Origin of the sequence: Streptosporangium sp. NPDC001681, from assembly GCF_040298085.1 — a bacterium.
GTDB lineage: Bacteria > Actinomycetota > Actinomycetes > Streptosporangiales > Streptosporangiaceae > Streptosporangium.
In genome coordinates, this window is the sequence record NZ_JBEOZN010000061.1 from 21341 (window position 1) to 38899 (window position 17559).

At 70.7% G+C, this 17559-nt stretch carries 20 protein-coding genes; 13 read left to right on the top strand and 7 right to left on the bottom strand.

The annotated features are described in order from the left end of the window. Nucleotides 1-12: 12 nt before the first annotated feature. From ABT130_RS25950 to ABT130_RS25960, 3 genes are read left to right on the top strand one after another with little or no spacing between them, the layout of a single operon-like run. Nucleotides 13-807, top strand: coding sequence for a hypothetical protein (locus ABT130_RS25950; protein WP_350925733.1), 795 nt, complete (start codon nucleotides 13-15; stop codon nucleotides 805-807). A 32-nt stretch (nucleotides 808-839) separates the two neighbouring features. Beyond that, nucleotides 840-1880, top strand: a complete 1041-nt coding sequence (locus ABT130_RS25955; protein WP_350959457.1) for a glycosyltransferase — start codon at nucleotides 840-842, stop codon at nucleotides 1878-1880. A gap of 18 nt (nucleotides 1881-1898) precedes the next feature. Continuing rightward, the gene (locus tag ABT130_RS25960) at nucleotides 1899-2180 is read left to right on the top strand and encodes a metal-sensitive transcriptional regulator (RefSeq protein ID WP_344966736.1); all 282 of its coding nucleotides are present in this window, start codon (nucleotides 1899-1901) and stop codon (nucleotides 2178-2180) included. 88 nt (nucleotides 2181-2268) lie between these two features. Here the strand turns inward: ABT130_RS25960 and ABT130_RS25965 are convergent, their stop codons facing one another. From ABT130_RS25965 to ABT130_RS25975, 3 genes are all read right to left on the bottom strand, one after another. Then, nucleotides 2269-2550 (bottom strand): hypothetical protein, encoded by a 282-nt coding sequence (locus tag ABT130_RS25965; protein WP_350925654.1) that lies wholly within the window; start codon nucleotides 2548-2550, stop codon nucleotides 2269-2271. Between the two features lie 115 nt (nucleotides 2551-2665). Then, nucleotides 2666-4009, bottom strand: a complete 1344-nt coding sequence (locus tag ABT130_RS25970) for a hypothetical protein (protein WP_350925656.1) — start codon at nucleotides 4007-4009, stop codon at nucleotides 2666-2668. 167 nt (nucleotides 4010-4176) lie between these two features. Continuing rightward, entirely contained in the window at nucleotides 4177-4719 is a 543-nt protein-coding gene (locus tag ABT130_RS25975) for a gamma carbonic anhydrase family protein (RefSeq protein ID WP_350925658.1), read from the bottom strand. 140 nt (nucleotides 4720-4859) lie between these two features. Here ABT130_RS25975 and ABT130_RS25980 point away from each other — a divergent pair, with 140 nt between their 5' ends. Then, complete coding sequence (locus ABT130_RS25980) at nucleotides 4860-6173, top strand: coiled-coil domain-containing protein (RefSeq protein ID WP_350959460.1); 1314 nt, start codon at nucleotides 4860-4862, stop codon at nucleotides 6171-6173. A gap of 257 nt (nucleotides 6174-6430) precedes the next feature. On the opposite strand, the gene ABT130_RS25985 is transcribed toward ABT130_RS25980, so the two are convergent. From ABT130_RS25985 to ABT130_RS26000, 4 genes are all read right to left on the bottom strand, one after another. Beyond that, the gene (locus ABT130_RS25985) at nucleotides 6431-6661 is read right to left on the bottom strand and encodes a hypothetical protein (RefSeq protein ID WP_350959463.1); all 231 of its coding nucleotides are present in this window, start codon (nucleotides 6659-6661) and stop codon (nucleotides 6431-6433) included. Nucleotides 6662-6787: 126 nt separating this feature from the next. Continuing rightward, entirely contained in the window at nucleotides 6788-7540 is a 753-nt protein-coding gene (locus ABT130_RS25990) for a GntR family transcriptional regulator (protein ID WP_350925663.1), read from the bottom strand. A gap of 151 nt (nucleotides 7541-7691) precedes the next feature. Further along, nucleotides 7692-8174, bottom strand: a complete 483-nt coding sequence (locus ABT130_RS25995; RefSeq protein ID WP_350959466.1) for a VanZ family protein — start codon at nucleotides 8172-8174, stop codon at nucleotides 7692-7694. Nucleotides 8175-8439: 265 nt separating this feature from the next. Beyond that, nucleotides 8440-9198: an IclR family transcriptional regulator gene (locus tag ABT130_RS26000; RefSeq protein ID WP_350959469.1), complete on the bottom strand. Its 759-nt coding sequence runs from the start codon at nucleotides 9196-9198 to the stop codon at nucleotides 8440-8442. A 73-nt stretch (nucleotides 9199-9271) separates the two neighbouring features. Between ABT130_RS26000 and ABT130_RS26005 the strand changes: the two genes are divergently transcribed. The 9 genes from ABT130_RS26005 (at nucleotide 9272) to kynU (ending at nucleotide 17547) form a co-directional block, all read left to right on the top strand. Beyond that, a complete protein-coding gene (locus ABT130_RS26005; protein WP_350925669.1) occupies nucleotides 9272-10726 on the top strand; it encodes a 2-hydroxymuconic semialdehyde dehydrogenase in 1455 nt (484 codons plus the stop codon). Then, the gene (locus tag ABT130_RS26010; RefSeq protein WP_350959472.1) at nucleotides 10719-11516 is read left to right on the top strand and encodes a 2-keto-4-pentenoate hydratase; all 798 of its coding nucleotides are present in this window, start codon (nucleotides 10719-10721) and stop codon (nucleotides 11514-11516) included. Before ABT130_RS26005 ends, ABT130_RS26010 begins: the two co-directional genes overlap by 8 nt. Then, nucleotides 11513-12451 (top strand): acetaldehyde dehydrogenase (acetylating), encoded by a 939-nt coding sequence (locus ABT130_RS26015; RefSeq protein WP_350959475.1) that lies wholly within the window; start codon nucleotides 11513-11515, stop codon nucleotides 12449-12451. Before ABT130_RS26010 ends, ABT130_RS26015 begins: the two co-directional genes overlap by 4 nt. Continuing rightward, nucleotides 12448-13461: a 4-hydroxy-2-oxovalerate aldolase gene (gene dmpG, locus ABT130_RS26020; RefSeq protein ID WP_350959478.1), complete on the top strand. Its 1014-nt coding sequence runs from the start codon at nucleotides 12448-12450 to the stop codon at nucleotides 13459-13461. Before ABT130_RS26015 ends, dmpG begins: the two co-directional genes overlap by 4 nt. Continuing rightward, on the top strand, nucleotides 13458-14231 hold the full coding sequence (locus ABT130_RS26025) for a 2-keto-4-pentenoate hydratase (RefSeq protein ID WP_350959481.1): 774 nt from the start codon (nucleotides 13458-13460) through the stop codon (nucleotides 14229-14231). Before dmpG ends, ABT130_RS26025 begins: the two co-directional genes overlap by 4 nt. Nucleotides 14232-14277: 46 nt before the next feature. Further along, nucleotides 14278-14700 carry a RidA family protein gene (locus tag ABT130_RS26030; RefSeq protein WP_350925679.1) on the top strand — a complete coding sequence of 141 codons (423 nt, stop codon included), beginning with the start codon at nucleotides 14278-14280 and terminating at the stop codon, nucleotides 14698-14700. Further along, nucleotides 14697-15212, top strand: a complete 516-nt coding sequence (locus ABT130_RS26035; protein ID WP_350925681.1) for a 3-hydroxyanthranilate 3,4-dioxygenase — start codon at nucleotides 14697-14699, stop codon at nucleotides 15210-15212. The genes ABT130_RS26030 and ABT130_RS26035 overlap by 4 nt, the downstream gene beginning before the upstream one ends. 3 nt (nucleotides 15213-15215) lie before the next feature. Further along, nucleotides 15216-16187, top strand: a complete 972-nt coding sequence (locus ABT130_RS26040; RefSeq protein ID WP_350925683.1) for an amidohydrolase family protein — start codon at nucleotides 15216-15218, stop codon at nucleotides 16185-16187. Nucleotides 16188-16314: 127 nt separating this feature from the next. Further along, nucleotides 16315-17547 (top strand): kynureninase, encoded by a 1233-nt coding sequence (kynU, locus tag ABT130_RS26045; protein ID WP_350959484.1) that lies wholly within the window; start codon nucleotides 16315-16317, stop codon nucleotides 17545-17547. Nucleotides 17548-17559: the final 12 nt, after the last annotated feature.

The following is a 17559-nucleotide window of genomic DNA, read 5'->3' on the forward strand; positions in this document are numbered from 1 at the left end:
GGGGGCTTGACGATGCCTGTCGTCGTCAGCGATGCCGAGGTTACCCTGGCCGATGTTCTCTCACTTCGGCTGGCCGTCGACGAACCGCTGGCCGACGGCACCGAACTGGTCCTGCGCAACCGGGCCACCGCGGTCGAGAGCCGGGTCCCGCTGGGGGCGCCGGGCGTCCAGACGCGCGAGGCGGCGCTGGCGGTCTCACTCGCGCCGCTGGAACTGGGGCCCGGCCGCTGGGACACCTATCTACAGCAGGGCGCGTCGCGCACCCGGCTGCGCAGCGTCGACCCCGGGTTCTCCCTCGACCACCTGGACGCGTACGCGCTGAGCCGCCGCACGCTGGCCTACCGCGCCTACCGGACCCGTAACGGCTTTCTGGCCCTGAAGATCGACGACGCCCGGCCGGCGGCCGAGGTCCGCTCCGTCTGGTTCAGGGAGGGGCGCTTCGAGGTCACCGGGCTGCTGGCCTTCACCGGCCTCGACGACGACGAGGCCCGGCACGAGGCGCGGCTCGCTCTGCGCCGCAGCCGGCCCGACGCCGAGCTGACCTCTGTTGCAACGGTCCAGGGCGTGCGCTTCCACGCCGCGCTCTCACTCTGCGACGTGCTCGCCGCGGCTCCCGACCAGACCGGCACCTGGGAACCCTCGCTGCGGGTGCGCGGCGTGGACACACCGCTCCGGCTGGGCTCCCGGCTGGACGACGTCGACGGCAAGCGCCGCCGCCTGCACTACCCCGCCGCCCAGATCGACGGGGTGCCGATCCGTCCCTGCTACACGGCGGACGACGAGCTCAGGATCGAGGTCGGCGGGTGAGGATCTGCCTGCTCGTCCCATCCGTCTACGGCATGCGTGGTGATACCCGCTCGGTGGTCAACCTCGCGGGAGAGCTGGCAGAACGTCACGACGTCGAGATCATCAGCGTCCGCCGCCAGCGGGAGAGGCCGTTCTTCCCCGTGGCGTCCGGTGTGAAGCTGTCCTGGGTGGTCGACGCCCAGCCGGGGGTGCGGCACCTGCTCCCGCGCGGCCAGATGCGCACCGAGGTCGCTCTCTGGCGGCGGTTGCGCAGCCTGAAGGCCGACGTGCTCATCAGCACCCGCCCCGGCCTGAGCGTCCAGGTGGCCAGGCACGCGCCGCGTGACGTCGTGCGGGTCGCCCGTGAGTGGGGCCGCCCGCCGGTGCCGGGGCCGATCAGGAAGTTCTACCCGCGCCTGGACGCGGTCGCCGTCGCCACCGAGTCGAGCAGGCAGGAGTGGGACCGTCTGCTGGACGGGAACGTCACGGTCGGCACGATCCCGGACGCGCTGCCCGCCGGGCCGTGGCCACGCTCGCGGATGGACAACCGCATCGTCGCCGCGGGCGGGCGCCTGGTGCCGACGAAGGCCCACGACCGGTTGATCCGCGCGTTCGCCGCCGTCGCGGGCAAGCGCCCCGACTGGCGGCTGCGCCTGTACGGCGGGGGTCCCGAGGAGAAGCGCCTGCGGGCCCTCGTCGGCGCCCTCGACCTGCACAACCACGTCTACTTCATGGGCGCCACCTCCGACCTGACCGGCGAGTTCGCCAAGGCCTCGATCGTGGCGACCACCTCCAGGACGGAGGTGCTCGGGATGACCGTGATCGAGGCGATGGCCAGCGGGGTGCCGGTGATCGCGTTCGACAGCCCGCGGGGAGCGGGCGAGTTCGTGGCCGACGGGCGGAGCGGGGTCCTGGTCGCCGAGGGGGAGGGTGAGATCGAGGCGTACGCGTCCGCGCTGCTCGCGCTCATCGACGACGAGCGGCGCCGGCGGGAGCTCGCGGCGGGGGCACTGGAGGCCGCGGCGGTTTACGGCGCGGGCGCGGTGGCGGACCGCTGGGAGAAACTGATCGCGGCTACATCCCGCTGTGCCTGACGCGGGTACCGTTGGGACATGCATGGGTACAGCGGTGACAAGCAGGCTTATCTGACCCGGTTACGGCGGATCGAGGGGCAGATCAGAGGTCTGCAGCGGATGGTCGAAGAGGATGCCTACTGCATCGACGTGCTGACTCAGGTGTCCGCCGCCACGCGGGCGCTCCAGGCGGTGGCGCTCGGCCTGCTTGAGGATCACATCGGTCACTGCGTCGCCGACGCCATCAACACCGGGGGACCGGAGGCGCAGGAGAAGGTCAAGGAGGCGTCGGCCGCGATCGCCCGTCTCGTCCGTTCGTGACTAGTCACATGACTATTTTTTCCGACCACGTCCCGGACCCCGTTACAGGGTCCGGGACCGGGTCTTGAAAACGGTTCTTCCGGTGGCTTCAGCAGACAGCCGAAGCACTCAACCCGAGCGCGTTGTCGAGCTCCACCAAGGTGAGGGGCCGTTCGCTGATGGCGACGGCGGACAGCACCTCGGCATAGAGCGCGATCTCGTCCAACGCGACACGGTCGTGGACTCTAGAGTCCAGGTCGTCGTGCCCCACCGCGTCGTCCTTCCTTCCGCAGCCCACACCCACTTCGAGGTTACGGCGGGCGGTCATCGGTGCCCATGGCCCATCGGGACCATTCCTCGCCCCGCCCGGCACGTCCTCAAGGAGGATCATTTCCCGATTACGAGATCACAATTCAGCTAATTGTCTGATGCGTAGGGGCCTAGAAGGATATAGGGAGAGTAAGGATGAAATAACTCTATTTGTGGTTTAAGCATACTGGCGTGTGTCAGAAGTGACGTGGATAGGTCCCCGATACTCCTGGGACGGGGTCGTCCCGCTCGTGTGTCAGCCGGTGCACGACAGCCGAGGCCGTCGTGAAACCGCGCTCGGGTACCTCGGTCCCGGTGAGACGGCACCACGCGAGCCCGGTGGCGTAGGCGGCGCCGAGCAGGGCCGCGGCCGAGGCCCGGTCCGGCGGGTGGAGCGCGGAGGGCAGCTCGCCCGAGCGCGGCCAGCAGCCCCGCAGCGGGTGCGCGGCGTCGGTGAGCACCACGTGGAGGATGTGCCGCAGCTCGGGATCCAGCCACGGGTAGAGCCCGTCGGCCACCCTCGGCGCGAAGGCCACCAGGTCGGCGGCGAGCAGCGAGGCGGCCACCGCCCGTGGATCGGCACCCATCGGGGCGAGGAAGCCCAGTGCCTGGACCAGGTCGTAGACCATGTGCTGGAAGTGGTCGCCGGGTGAGGCGTCGGGCAGCGTCATGTGGGCCGGGCAGCGCGAGAGCCACGCGTGGCGCACCATCTCGTCGCCCTGGTGGGCGATGACGGGATCCTGGCAGGCCCGGCGGAGCAGCGGTTCGATCATGGCCAGCAGGGCGTCGGCACGCGGCCCGAATCTCGGGTCGCCGCGTACCACGGCGGCGGTGTCGGCCATCAGCGCGACCAACCGCAGGCCCGCCTCAGGGTGCCCCGCCCTGACCCGCTCGCCGTACAGCGCGACCAGCTCGCCCAGTGAGGTGGGCGGCAGCCAGCGGACCCACTCGTCGCCGGGCAGCGGGCGGGCGAGGAACTCCCCGAACATCGACAGCAGTACCTCGTTGCCGTCGAAGGCGGGGGCGTAGGCGCACCACATGAGCGTGCCCCAGATCGCGGCGACCGGGCTGGCCACCTCCCCGGCGAAGAGCCGGGTGAACGGCCCGGTGAGCGGGAAGTCCTCCCTGCGCCTGCCCCGCTGGGCGATGACCAGCTCGCGGACCCGCTCGGTGATCTCGTAGGGCACGTCGGGGCCGACGAACCCCTGGATCGACCCACGGTCGACGGCGAAGTCGGGGCCGGTCGGGATCAGATGCGGCAGGACCATCGAGGTGACCTGGATGACCTGCGCCGCGGCGCGGAAACCCCGGTCGGCGGGAGGTGCGGTCAGGTACCAGCGGCCGTCGGCGGGATCCTGGCGGTACCACCGGGCGTGGGCGCCGAACAGCCAGCGCCCGCCGTCCGGGGTGGCCAGCGTGCGCTGGGCGATGGCCTGGGCCCGCGCGAGCGGCGGGAGCCCCGTCCACCGGTGGTCGGCGACCATGATCCGCACGTCGCGCTCGATGGCGTCGAACCCATCCCACTGCCACATGCCGGTCATCGGCATTCCGGGGCGAGGGCCCCTGGCCTTCGCCACGGGCGGGATGCCCCTGCCTCCCTTCGGTCAAGGTGGTGTCCGGCACCGCGATCGCCAAGCGGGCCTCGCACGATCGTAAGGCTCTCCCGGCTGCTCCGGCAGGCGGGCGTTCAGGCCGGCGGGCGTGCCGTTCAGACCGGCGACGACACGGTCGCGGCCCGATGGCGGGCGGCCCTGGCGACGTAGCCGGCCGAGGTACGGGCGAAGGAGTCGCGGTCGTCGTCCGTGAGCTCTCGAACGATCTTCCCGGGGACACCCGCGACGAGTACCCCCGCCGGGATCCGCTTCCCCGGTGCCACCAGGGCGCCGGCTGCGATCAGCGACCCCGCGCCGATCCTGGCGCCGCCCAGCACGATCGCGCCGATGCCGATGAGCGCGCCGGTCTCCACATGGGCCCCGTGCACCATGGCCTTGTGCCCGAGGCTCACCCGGGGCTCCAGCACGGCCGGCTCGCCCGGGTCGGAGTGCAGGCAGCACAGGTCCTGGATGTTGCACTCCTCGGCGACCTCGATGTCCTCGTCGTCCCCGCGGAGGACCGAGCCGTACCAGACGTTCGCGGCGCGGCCCAGCCGGACCCTTCCGACGACCACGGCTCCCGGGGCGATGTAGGCGTCCGGATGAATCCGCGGAATCGCGTCGCCGTCGAGGGCGGCGATGTATGGCATGGCGTTCATGGAGACGATGTTAGAGGGGGGCGTTCTGTCCGGTATTTCGGCAAGCAGGTGGCGTGTTCAGGTTGCGGACTTGGGCAGTAAGCAGGAAAGTCGTCTCCTGACGTCACCTTTCCCGCCACACAACCTCCACGGGCAGTGCCATGACAAACCAGCACGAGAGCTTTCCCGACCTGATGCATGAGGACTCGTTCGAGGTCGTCATGCGCGGTTACAGCCGCCGACAGGTTCACGACTACATGGACCGCCACCGCCACCAGATTCGCGACCTGGAGGAGCGGCTCGCGCGCGCGATCGACCAGGCCGAGCAGGGCCGGATCGAGCTGTCCGAGGCACGCAAGAGGCTCTCGGACGCCCCGCAGGACTACGACGAGCTCGGCGAGCGGCTCAGCCAGATACTGAAGCTGGGAGAGGAGGAGGCCGCCTCCAAGAGGCAGGTCGCGGAGGCGGAGGCAGGCAAGCTCCGCGACGACGCGGCCACCGAGTCCGAGCGGCTGATCACCTCCGCGCAGGACCGGGCGGAGAGCATTCTGAACGCCGCGCAGCAGGAGGCCGAGCGCCGGGTGGCCGAGGCCACCGCCACCGCCGAGCAGCGGCTCGCCCACGCCGGAAACGAGGCGGAGGAGACGGTCAACGCGGCCCGTGCCGAGTCCGAGGAGACCCTGCGCAGCGCCCGTGCCGAGGCCGACCGGATGGTCACCTCGGCGAGGAGGGAGGCGGAGCAGACCGTCGAGCACGCCCGAGCCGAGGCCGAGTCCACGCTGAACGCGGCCCACTCGGAGGCACGGGCGACGGTCATCGCCGCCAACACCGAGGCGCACTCCACGCTGTCGGCGGCCCAGCAGCGGGCCAACGCCCTGGACGAGACCACCGGCCGCCGGGTCGTCTACCTCACCGACACCCACCACGAGGTCATGCGCCGCCTGCACGAGATGGGTGCCGTCCTGGGCGACCTGCTGCACCGGGAGAGCAGTGCGGGTCCCCTGGTCGACGAGGACGCGGTGCTGCCCCCGGCCCGTGTCCAGCCCGCGCTGACGGCTCCCGCCCCGGCCGAGGCCACCAACGACGTCTCCGAGGTCTCCGGGGTCTCGGGGATTTCCGGGGTCTCGGGGATTTCCGGGGTCTCGGGGATTTCCGGGGTCTCGGGGATTTCCGGGGTCTCGGGGATCTCCGGGGTCTCCGGGATCTCCGACGAGACGTCGGACGCCTTGTCGGACGGCACCGAGGCACCGGCGGGGTACGCGGAGCACACCGGATCCGAGGGTGCGCGAGGCGCCGAGCCCGATGACGCCGCACCCGACCTGGAGTCCGTACGGGTGATCGTGGAAGACGACGCCCCCCGCGAGGACGCCGGTGACCGTTCTGCCGAGGAGCTTGAGGTGTACGACGACACCGACGTCGACCTCGCCCGGGCCGCGGGAAAGAACGGGGGGAGGTACGCCGCTCCCCACAAATGAGGTCCCCTCGCCCCGAAGCGCGTGAACGGGTATCGGCGCGCGTGACCGTGGATCTCAGCGGTGCCGCGGAGATCATGAGCAGGCCCGCATGGTCCTGGAGACCGGCGCGTGATCGTGGGTCCGCGGCGTGGTCGGAGCCCGGAGCCGTCCGGAGGTCAAGCGGAAGCCCCCGCCCCCGATAGGGTCGGGGGCTTCCGCGATTGGGGGCCCGGCGCCGGGACCGCATCGGATCCGCTCACCCCGGCACCGGGCGGTCTTCAAGTGTCCGTTTCCGGCTCCGCCTCGCCGGAACGTTCCCGCTGGGTGTGTAGTTGCTCACGCAGTTCCTCAGGGCCGTCCGCGTCGATGGTCATCGCGCAGCCGACATCACGCTGGGCGGAGGTCAGCGGGTGGTGGCGGGTTGCCCACCACCTGCCCGCGTCACTCCGCCAGATCGTCCAGTCGGGGAACTCCCGGGCGATTTCCGCTAGATGTCGGTCGAAAGACATCCGTGCACCTTCCCCGCGCCCAGGCCCGTCTTTGCGACGTTCCACCTCTGACGGTGCGGCACTTCTCTAGAGAAATCAATGATCGTGAAGGACAGGTCAACCTATCGGTTGACGGACGGTCTTGAACTATGAGTCGAAGTCGTACTGAAGTACGTAAGAGGCGGCGTCCAGGACCATCTCGTTGACCTCGACGGCGATGCCGTCGGTGGTGCGGGCGACCCGGGCGATCACGATGACCGGGGTACCGGCGGGCAGGTCGAGCTGGACGGTCTCGTGGGGATGGGGCATGCGGGCGCGGATCTCCTCGGTGAAGTGCGCCGGGGCGTGGCCGAGCTCGCCGAGGCGCGCGTAGACGCCCCCCGGTCCGGTGTCCTCCCTTGTGATCGCGGTCCCCTCCACCAGTTCGGCGGGAAAGTGGGAGACCGACAGTTGCACCGGCCGCCCGTTCACCGAGTAGCGCCGCCTGCGGACCCACACCTCGGGGCTGTCCAGCACCCGTGCCACGGGGTCCTCGGCCCGCTCCCGGTCGATGTCCACCTCGTCCACGGTGTAGGGGCGGCCCTCGGTGTCGGAGTCCCAGATGGCCGCGCCGCGCCCCCATCTGTCACGAGAGAGCCGCCGGGAGCCGTGTCGCCTGATCGGGCGGAACTGCCTGACATACACCCCCGAGCCGCGTTTGGGGACGGCCAGTCCTTCGTTGATTAACACGGAAAGGGCCTGTCTGGCGGTGGCGCGGGCTATGCCGTGCCGTGCCATCAGGGCGTTCTCGCCCGGAAGCCGATCCCCGTCTCGGAGATCGCCGGACAGGATCGCTTCGCGAAGCCCGTCGGCGATGCGCCGATAGATCGGGGGCTCGGGAGGTACCGGGGACTGCTGCACGTTCGATCACCCTCTGTCACCAACCGGGTTTGGCGTCTCCAGAGAACTTGCCCCGTCTTGTCCACGATCGCACAGATACAGGGGTTGGTAACCTGTTTCTTTTGGGAGGTATCGTGCTCGTGTGGCGAGCTTAAGGAGTTTCTCCGGTCCGTTACCGTGGAACGATCCCAGCCGCTATTCGGTCGGCCCACCACCGGCGCGTCACGGTCGCGGCCAGCACGGCACCCGCCGTGTTGACGATCACGTCGTCGACGGAGCTCACCCGCCCCAGGCGCAGGACGTACTGGAGGATCTCCACGGTGAGTGAGGAGCCCGCCGCCACGGCCGCGATCCGGGCGAGCGAGGCGAGGCGCGCCGAGCGCACCGGGAGCATGGCGCCGAGCGCGGCGAAGACCAGAAGGTTCCCGCCGACCTGTACGAACGCCGCCTGCGCCGGCCCGTGGAGGGTCGCCCACAGGTCCACCAGGGGGAGCAGACTGACGCCGGAGTCGCCCGCCCGAGGAGTGAGGATCATCCAGATCCAGGGGGCGGTCCCGGTCACCGCGACCACGTCGGCCAGGGCGGTGCGGACGGGGCAGGGGTGACCCTTACGGGCGCGGTGGCGGGCCAGCACGTGGATGGCGACAACGGCCACCGGGACCGCGAGGAAAGTCGCTATAACGATATTTCCCCATAGCTGCCATGCCTGGTGCATGAGGCAATGATGCCGGTGCGCGCAGCCCGGCCGGCGGTCCTGTGAGGTTACGAGAAGGTGACCTTCAGGCAAGGGGCGTTCGGGGGCGTCGGACCCGAGTGGGTCGGTACGGCGCGTCAGGCCCGGCCCACGCCGGGGAATTCCGGGAACCGGAACCTCGGGCTGAGCGGTGGCCGGAGTCGAGACGGTCGCGGACGGCCCGGGATCAGATGGTTCTGGTCAGGGCGCGGGAGATGCCCAGGGCGGCGGCCTTGACGGCAGGGGCCAGCCGGGTGGGCTGGAAGCGGGCCAGCGGGACCGAGATGGACAGCGCGGCCACGGCCACCCCGTCACCGAACACCGGGGCCGCGATGCAGGCGCCGCCCAGCTGGGCCTCCTCCCGCTCGTAGGCCAGCCCCGCGGCCTGGATCTGGCCGAGCACCTCCTCCAGGCGCCGGGGGTCGACTATCGAGTGCGGGGTCAGCCGGCGGAGCGGTCGGCCGAGAACCTCGTCGATCAGGTCGGGTCCTGAGTAGGCCAGCAAGGCCTTGCCGATCCCGGTGCAGGTCAGCGGGAGGCGACCGCCGACGCGCGAGGGCAGCGCGAAGGCCGTCTGGCCACGGATCTTCTCGACGTAGACGACGTCGAGGCCGTCGCGCACGCCCAGGTGGACGGTCTCGTGGGTGGCCTCGTAGAGGTCGTGCATGAAGGGCAGTGCCGCGTGTCTCAGGTCGCGCTCTCCGGGCACGATGCTGCCGAGCTCGAAGAGGCGGCGGCCGAGATAGTAGCCGTCGGGGCGGCGGGTGACCGCGCCGATCGAGGTCAGCTCGGTGAGCAGCCGGAAGGCCGTGGTCTTGGGCAGATGGCAGCGCTCGGCGACGTCGATCAGGCGCAACGGTCCGCCCGTGGGGCGGAACGCGTCAAGCACGAGCCAGGATTTCTCCAGCACGGACAACCGGTCGGGGTTCCGTTTCACGGAACTCATTCTTGCTTATGAACCACCTGGGCCCTATACCCGTATGGAGTGACCCAGCGAAGTACATCCCCGAGGAGAAGTCTTGTCTGACCAGGTGAACCACTTCATCGGTGGGGTGCCGGTCGCCGAGGGCGCGACGTTCGCCACGTACGACCCGGTGACCGGGCTTGTGGTGCGTGAGGTCCGCGAGGCGGACCGGTCCATCGTCGACAGAGCGGTGGCCGCCGCCCGCTCGGCCCTGCCCGCGTGGGCGGCGCTGCCGGTGGCCGAGCGGGCCGCCTGGATGCGCCGCCTCGCCGACGCGATCGAGGAGCGGTTCGAGGATCTGGTGGCCGCGGAGATCGCCGACACCGGCAAGTCGGTCGCCCAGACCCGGACCCTGGACATCCCGCGCGGCGCCGCCAACTTCAGGTCGTTCGCCGAGATCGCGGCCCAGCACCCGGAGAACGCGTTCCACCTGACGGACGTGCTGAGCTACACGGTGCGCAAGCCCCTCGGGGTGGTCGCGGTGATCGTGCCGTGGAACCTGCCCTTCCTGCTGGCGACCTGGAAGCTCGGTCCCGCGCTCGTCGCGGGCAACACGGTGGTGGTCAAGCCCTCGGAGCACACGCCCGGCTCGGTCGCGGTGCTCGCGGAGATCGCCGCCTCGATCGGCCTTCCCCCCGGCGTCCTCAACGTCGTGCACGGCTTCGGCGGCGGCTCCACCGGCCAGTTCCTGGTGGAGCACCCGGGCGTGGACGCGGTCACCTTCACCGGTGAGAGCCGCACCGGTTCGACGATCATGAAAGCGGTGGCGGACCGGGTCAAGCCCGTCTCGTTCGAGCTGGGCGGCAAGAACGCGGGGCTGGTCTTCGCCGACGCGGACCTCGACGCGGCGGTCGAGGGGAGCGTGCGGTCGGTCTTCACCAACGGCGGCCAGGTCTGCCTGTGCACCGAGCGGCTGTACGTGGAACGGCCCGTCTTCGAGGAGTTCACCGCGCGGCTGGCCAGGCGCGCGGGGGAGCTGCGGTTCGGCCGCCCTGCCGACCGGGATACCACGATGATGCCGATGATCTCCGCCGAGCACCGGGACAAGGTGCTCTCCTACTACGAGCTGGCCAAGAGCGAGGGCGCCGAGATCCGCGCCGGCGGCGGCGTGCCGCGTTTCGGCGACGACCGCGACGGTGGCTACTACGTCGAGCCGACGGTGCTGACCGGCCTGCCGCACGACTCCAGGGTGAACCGGGAGGAGATCTTCGGCCCGGTCTGCCACATCGCCCCGTTCGACACCGAGGCCGAGGCGGTCGGACTGGCCAACGACAGCGAGTACGGCCTGGCGGCGACGGTCTGGACCGCCAACCTGAGCAGGGCCCACCGGGTGGCGCAGTCGTTGGAGGCCGGGCTGGTCTGGGTCAACACCTGGTACCTGCGCGACCTGCGAACCCCCTTCGGAGGAGTGAAGCTGTCCGGCATCGGACGCGAGGGCGGCACGCGCTCGCTGGACTTCTACTCCGAACCCACCACGATCACCATCAGGCTGGAGCCGGGAAATGACTGAGTGGAGCGAGGCCGTCGACGCGTACCGGGATGCGGCCGACCGGTTGCTGGAGGCGGCGCGGAGCGGCAAGCCGTGCGCCCCGGTGCGTGAGACGTTGCCCGACCGGAGCGCCGAGACCGGCTACGCCGTACAGGAGATCAACACCAGGCGGGCGCTGGCGGAGGGGCGGCGGCTGGTCGGCAGGAAGATCGGACTGACCTCCCCCGCGGTCCAGCGCCAGCTCGGCGTGGACCGGCCGGACTTCGGGATGCTCTTCGCCGACATGGCCTACCTCGACGGCCTGCCCGTCCCGACCGACCGCTTCCTGCAGCCCAGGGCCGAGGCGGAGGTGGCACTGGTCCTCGGCGCCGACCTGGAGGGCGGCCCCTTCACGGTCGCCGACGTGATCCGGGCGGTCGACTTCGTGCTGCCCGCGATCGAGATCGTGGACAGCCGCGTCGCGGAGTGGGACATCACGCTCGTCGACACGGTCGCCGACAACGCCTCCAGCGGCGCGTTCGTCCTCGGCAACACCCCGGTCGAGCTGCGCGGCCTGGACCTGCGCCTGGCCGGGATGACCATGAACAAGAACGGCCTGGAGGTCTCCACCGGCGCGGGCGCGGCCTGCCTCGGACACCCGCTCAACGCCGCGGTCTGGCTGGCCGACGCGCTGGGCCGCACGGACTTCCCGCTGCGCGCCGGGGACGTCGTGCTCACCGGCGCGCTCGGCCCGATGGTCGGCGTCGAGTCCGGCGATGTCTTCGAAGCACACATCGAGGGCCTCGGCTCGGTCAGGGCGGTGTTCTCATGAAGATAGCGATCATCGGTTCGGGGAACATCGGCACCGACCTGATGTTCAAGGCGCTGCTGTCGAAGAAGGTCGAGGTCTTCGCGATGGCGGGCATCGACCCCGACTCCGACGGCCTGGCCCGCGCCCGCCGTCGCGGGGTCGCCACCACCCACGAGGGCGTCGAGGGCCTGGTCGCGCTGCCCGGGTTCGCCGACGTGGACGTCGTCCTCGACGCGACCTCGGCCGGCGCGCACCGGCACAACGACAAGGTGCTGCGGGCGCACGGCAAGCGGGTCATCGACCTGACCCCCGCCGCCCTCGGCCCCTACGTGGTGCCCCCGGTCAACCTGGAGGCGCACCTCACCGAGCCGAACCTCAACATGGTCACCTGCGGCGGGCAGGCCACGATCCCGATCGTCGCGGCGGTCGCCTCGCAGGCGCCCGTCCGGTACGCGGAGATCGTCGCCTCGATCGCCTCCCGGTCGGCGGGACCCGGCACCCGGGCCAACATCGACGAGTTCACCGAGACGACCTCCCGGGCGATCGAGCAGGTCGGCGGGGCGGCCAAGGGCAAGGCGATCATCGTCCTCAACCCGGCGGAGCCGCCGCTGATCATGCGTGACACGGTCTACTGCCTGGTGGACGAGTGTGACGAGCCGGCGGTGGTGGAGGCCGTGCGGGCCATGGTGGAGCGGGTCCGCGACTACGTGCCCGGCTACCGGCTCAAGCAGGACGTGCAGTTCGAGAAGATCCCGGCCGGGGAGCCGCTCCCCGACGGCACCCGCGACGGCGGCGTCAAGGTGACCGTCTTCCTGGAGGTGGAGGGCGCCGCCCACTACCTGCCCGCCTACGCGGGCAACCTCGACATCATGACCTCCGCCGCGCTGCGCACGGCCGAGCGCCTGGCCGAGGACCGTACCGACGACGAAGGCGCGCGCGCGGGGGTGAAGGCGTGAAACTGTACGTTCAGGACGTGACGCTGCGGGACGGCATGCACGCCATCCGGCACCGTTACACCGTCGCCCAGGCCGCCGAGATCGCCGCGGCCCTCGACGCCGCCGGGGTGGCGGCGATCGAGATCGCGCACGGCGACGGCCTCTCCGGGGGCAGCTTCAACTACGGCGTGGGCGCGCACACCGACGACGAGTGGATCGAGGCGGTCGCCGGGGCCGTGAGCCGGGCGAGGCTGACCACCCTGCTGCTGCCCGGCATCGGCACCATCGACGACCTCAAGCGCGCCCACGCGCTCGGCGTCACCTCGGTCAGGGTCGCCACCCACTGCACCGAGGCCGACATCTCCGCCCAGCACATCGCCACCGCGCGCGAGCTCGGCATGGACGTGTCCGGATTTTTGATGATGTCGCATATGGCGGAGACCGAGGAACTGGCCAGGCAGGCCAAGCTCATGGAGTCATACGGCGCGCAGTGCGTCTACGTGACCGACTCCGGTGGCCGGTTGACCATGGACGGGGTCAGGGAGCGGATCCGGGCCTACCGCTCGGTGCTCGACGAGGACACCGAGATCGGCATCCACGCCCACCACAACCTGGGGCTGGGCGTGGCCAACTCGGTGGTCGCGGTGGAGAACGGCACCTACCGGGTGGACGCCTCCCTGGCCGGGATGGGCGCGGGGGCGGGCAACTGCCCGATCGAGGTGTTCGTCGCGGTGGCCGACCTGATGGGCTGGGACCACGGCTGTGACCTGAACGCCCTGATGGACGCGGCGGACAACCTGGTCAGGCCGCTGCAGGACCGGCCGGTCCGGGTGGACAGGGAGACGTTGACGCTTGGCTACGCCGGTGTCTACTCCAGCTTCCTGCGGCACGCCGAGGCGGCCTCGGCGCGGTACGGGGTCGACACCCGGACCATCCTGACCGAGGTGGGTCGCCGCCGGATGGTGGGCGGTCAGGAGGACATGATCGTGGACATCGCGCTGGACCTCGCACGTTCGGGAGAGCAGTCATGACCGACATCCACAAGCTCGCCGCGGTCCTGGACGAGGCCATCCGTACCGGTCGCGCGGTGCCCAGGCCCGAGCAGGACTACGGCGTGGCCGACGCCTACCGGGTGCAGGAGGAGCTGATCCGGCTCCGTCTTTCGCGGGGGGACCGGCTGGCCGGGGTGAAGCTGGGTTTCACCAGCGAGGGCAAGCGCCGCCAGATGGGCGTGCACGACATCATCTTCGGACGGGTGCCGGAGTCGTCGGTCATCGGTGACGGCTCGTACGCGGACGTGTCCGGCTACATCCACCCGAGGGCGGAGCCGGAGGTCGTCTACCTCATCGGGCGGCGCATCGCGTCGCCGGCCGACGCGTACGCGCCGGACGCCGTCGCGGCCGTCGCCCCCGGTATCGAGGTCATCGACTCGCGCTACGAGGACTTCAGGTTCTCGCTGCCCGACGTGATCGCCGACAACACCTCGGCCGCCGGATACGCCGTCGGCCAGTGGCGGCCCTACGACCCGTCCCGGTGGAACCTGGGCGTCGTGCTGGAGATCGACGGGCGCGTGGTCCAGGTCGGGTCGACCGGCGCCATCCTGGGTGACCCGCGCCGGGCCCTCGCGGAGGCCGCACGCCTGGCCGGACAGATCGGGATGGTCCTGGAGCCGGGGTGGATCCTGCTCGCCGGTGCCGCCACCCCCGCCGAGCCGCTCGCGCCGGGCGCGCGGGTGCGGGCCGAGATCCAGCACCTGGGATCGGTGTCGTTCACCGCGTCCGTGCCCGAAGAGAAGTCCTGAAGGGGCGCCGGGATGCCGTCGGCGCCCGCGGGAGAGGAGAGAGAGCATGAGTGACGGGCTCGTCGTCACCGGGAAGGCCACCCCCAGGGGAAGGTTTCCGCACGTCAAGCGGGCGGGTGACTTCCTGTACGTGTCCGGGACCAGTTCGCGCAGGCCGGACAACACGATCGTCGGCGCCGAGGCCGACGAGTTCGGCACGGTCACGCTCGACATCGCCGAGCAGACCCGGGCGGTGATAGAGAACATCAAAGACATCCTCCGGGCGGCCGGAGCCGATCTGCGCGATCTCGTGCAGGTCACCACCTACCTGGTGAACATCAATGACTTCGGCGGGTACAACGCGGTCTACGCGGAGTACTTCGACGAGGCCGGCCCGACCCGCACCACAGTGGCCGTTCACCAGCTGCCGCACCCGCATCTGCTCATCGAAATTCAGGCCGTGGCCTACCGACCGGAGGGGCGCCCGTGATCCCACCCATCGACTTCACCAAGTGGATCGACGAGCACGCCCACCTGCTCAAGCCGCCGGTGGGCAACAAGATGGTCTTCGAGGGCTCCAGTGACTTCATCGTCATGGTCGTCGGCGGGCCGAACGCGCGGACCGATTTCCACATCGACCCGTACGAGGAGCTCTTCTACCAGATCCGCGGCAACATGCACGTCAACCTCATGACCCCCGAAGGACCGCAGACCGTGCACGTGCGCGAGGGGCAGATGTGGCTGCTCCCGCCGAACACGCCGCACTCGCCGCAGCGCCCCGAGGAGGGTTCCGTCGGCCTGGTGGTGGAGCGGATCAGGCCGGAGGGCGTGCTGGAGAGGTTCCTCTGGTACTGCCCGGAGTGCAGCGCCGTGGTCCACGAGGTGGAGCTTCAGGTCCGCGACATCGTGACCGACCTGCCGCCGATCTTCCAGGCGTTCTACGCCGACGAGAAGGCGCGCACCTGCGGGAACTGTGGCGCCGTCCACCCCGGCAAGGGATAGCCGTTGATCATTGATGTGCACACCCACCACGTCCCCAGGGGCTGGCCGGATCTCGGCTGGCCGGGGGCGCCACGGCTCCGGGTCGACTCCGAGCGGGAGGCCGTGATCCTGCTCGGGGACCGGGAGTTCCGCCGGATCGCCGACGACTGCTGGAACCCCTCGGTCCGCCTGGAGCGGATGGACGCCGACGGGGTGGACGTCCAGGTCGTCTCGCCGACGCCGGTCTTCTTCGGCTACGAGCGCCCGGCGGCGGAGGCGGTACGGGTCGCGAAGATCTTCAACGACCTGGCGCTGGAGATCTGCGCCTCCGAACGGCTGGTGCCGTTCTGCCAGGTGCCGCTCCAGGACCCCGACCTGGCCTGTGCCGAGTTGGACCGGTGCATGGCCGCCGGGCACGCGGGCGTCGAGATCGGCAACCACGTCGGCGACCGTGACCTCGACGACGAGGGAGTCGTCCAGTTCCTTCAGCACTGCGCCGCCGTGGGCGCGCCCGTCTTCGTGCACCCCTGGGACATGGCGGGTGGGCCCCGGCTGGAGCGCTGGATGGCGCAGTGGCTGGTCGGCATGCCCGCGGAGACGCACCTGTCGGTGCTCGCCCTGATCCTGGGCGGTGTCCTCGATCGGGTGCCGGACACGCTGCGCCTCTGCTTCGCGCACGGCGGTGGCTCGTTCGCCTTCTGGCTCGGCCGGTTCGAGAACGCCTGGCACCGCCGGGGTGACCTCGTCGGGGTCTCCGAGTTCCCGCCGTCGCACTACCTCGACCGGTTCAGCGTGGACTCGGTGGTCTTCGACGAGCGGGCGCTGCGGCTGCTGGTCGACACGATGGGAGAGGACCGGGTCATGCTCGGCTCCGACTTCCCCTACCCGCTGGGCGAGTCGCCGGTGGGCTCGCTGATCCGAGGGGCGGGGTTCCTCTCCGAGGACGCCCGCGCCAAGCTGCTCGGCGGCAACGCCACCCGGTTCCTGGGCCGCTGACCCGGCGGTGAGCCGGGGAGCCCGGGTGCGGCGGGACCGGTCTCGGTCCCGCCGTGCCCGGGGTGCCACCTGATCCGCTGTGACGGCATGATGGAAGGGTTGCCAGCACCTACCCCGGAGATGACTCGTGGCCATCAGCCGTGCGGAGTGCGTCGCGCTCGACGCCGCCGATCCCCTCAAGCGGATCAGGGACGAGTTCGTCCTGCCCGACGGGACGATCTACCTGGTCGGCAACTCACTCGGCGCCCCGCCGAAGGCCGCCGCGGCCGCGGTCACGCGGACCGTGGAGCAGGAGTGGGGCGGCCGGTTGGTCGGTGCCTGGAACGTCTCCGGCTGGTACGACCTGCCGCTGACCACCGGTGACAGGATCGCCCCGCTGATCGGCGCGGGCCCCGGCCAGGTGGCGGTGGGCGAGAGCACCTCGATCGCCATCGTCAAGGCCGTGTCCGCCGCTCTGGGCCTGCGGCCGGAGCGCCGGGTCGTCGTCTCGGACCTGGCCAACTTCCCCACCGACCGCTACGTGGTCCAGGGGCTGGCGGAGGCGCTGGGCGGCTACGAGATCCGCGACGTCACCGGCCTTGACGACCTCTCCGGCGCTCTCTCCGAGGACGTCGCGTGCGTGCTGCTGTCGGAGGTGGACTACCGGACCGGTGCCCGTCACGACACGGCGGCGGTCACCGCGCTGGTCCAGGCGGCGGGCGCGCTGATGATCTGGGACCTGTGCCACAGCGCCGGCGCGTACCAGGTGGACGTCTCGGCGGCCGACTTCGCGGTCGGCTGCACCTACAAGTACCTGAACGGCGGTCCGGGGTCCCCGGCCTTCGTCTACGTCCACCCGGACCACCAGGCAGCGGGGCGGCACATGCTGACCGGCTGGCACGGTCACGCGGAGCCGTTCGCGTTCGAGCCGGACTTCCGTCCCGCCGACGGCATCCGGCGCTTCACCGTGAGCACCCCGCACGTGGTGTCCTACGCCCCGCTCAACGCCTCGCTCGACATCTGGGAGCGCGTCGACCTGGCCGCCGTGCGGGCCAAGAGCGTGGCACTGACCTCGCTCTTCATCGAGCTCGTCGAGGAGTTCTGCGCGCCGTACGGGCTGGGGCTCCTCTCGCCCAGGGACCCGGAGCGGCGGGGCAGCCAGGTCAGCTTCAGTCACCCGGACGGCTATCCGGTCATGCGTGCCCTGATCGACCGCGGCGTCCACGGTGACTTCCGCGCTCCCGACGTCCTCAGGTTCGGCTTCGCGCCGCTCTACATCCGTTTCGTGGACGTCTACGACGCGGCCGTGACCCTGGCCGAGGTGCTGGAGAAGGAGAGCTGGCGCGACGACCGCTACAGCCGGCGCCTCGCCGTCACCTGAACATCCGCCCCT

Bases quoted from the DNA above. Each gene is read 5' to 3' on its own strand.
- ABT130_RS25950 (WP_350925733.1), top strand. From the start codon at position 13: ATGCCTGTCGTCGTCAGCGATGCCGAGGTTACCCTGGCCGATGTTCTC.
- ABT130_RS25955 (WP_350959457.1), top strand. From the start codon at position 840: ATGCGTGGTGATACCCGCTCGGTGGTCAACCTCGCGGGAGAGCTGGCA.
- ABT130_RS25960 (WP_344966736.1), top strand. From the start codon at position 1,899: ATGCATGGGTACAGCGGTGACAAGCAGGCTTATCTGACCCGGTTACGG.
- ABT130_RS25965 (WP_350925654.1), bottom strand. From the start codon at position 2,550: ATGATCCTCCTTGAGGACGTGCCGGGCGGGGCGAGGAATGGTCCCGAT.
- ABT130_RS25970 (WP_350925656.1), bottom strand. From the start codon at position 4,009: ATGACCGGCATGTGGCAGTGGGATGGGTTCGACGCCATCGAGCGCGAC.
- ABT130_RS25975 (WP_350925658.1), bottom strand. From the start codon at position 4,719: ATGAACGCCATGCCATACATCGCCGCCCTCGACGGCGACGCGATTCCG.
- ABT130_RS25980 (WP_350959460.1), top strand. From the start codon at position 4,860: ATGACAAACCAGCACGAGAGCTTTCCCGACCTGATGCATGAGGACTCG.
- ABT130_RS25985 (WP_350959463.1), bottom strand. From the start codon at position 6,661: ATGTCTTTCGACCGACATCTAGCGGAAATCGCCCGGGAGTTCCCCGAC.
- ABT130_RS26000 (WP_350959469.1), bottom strand. From the start codon at position 9,198: ATGAGTTCCGTGAAACGGAACCCCGACCGGTTGTCCGTGCTGGAGAAA.
- ABT130_RS26010 (WP_350959472.1), top strand. From the start codon at position 10,719: ATGACTGAGTGGAGCGAGGCCGTCGACGCGTACCGGGATGCGGCCGAC.
- ABT130_RS26015 (WP_350959475.1), top strand. From the start codon at position 11,513: ATGAAGATAGCGATCATCGGTTCGGGGAACATCGGCACCGACCTGATG.
- ABT130_RS26025 (WP_350959481.1), top strand. From the start codon at position 13,458: ATGACCGACATCCACAAGCTCGCCGCGGTCCTGGACGAGGCCATCCGT.
- ABT130_RS26030 (WP_350925679.1), top strand. From the start codon at position 14,278: ATGAGTGACGGGCTCGTCGTCACCGGGAAGGCCACCCCCAGGGGAAGG.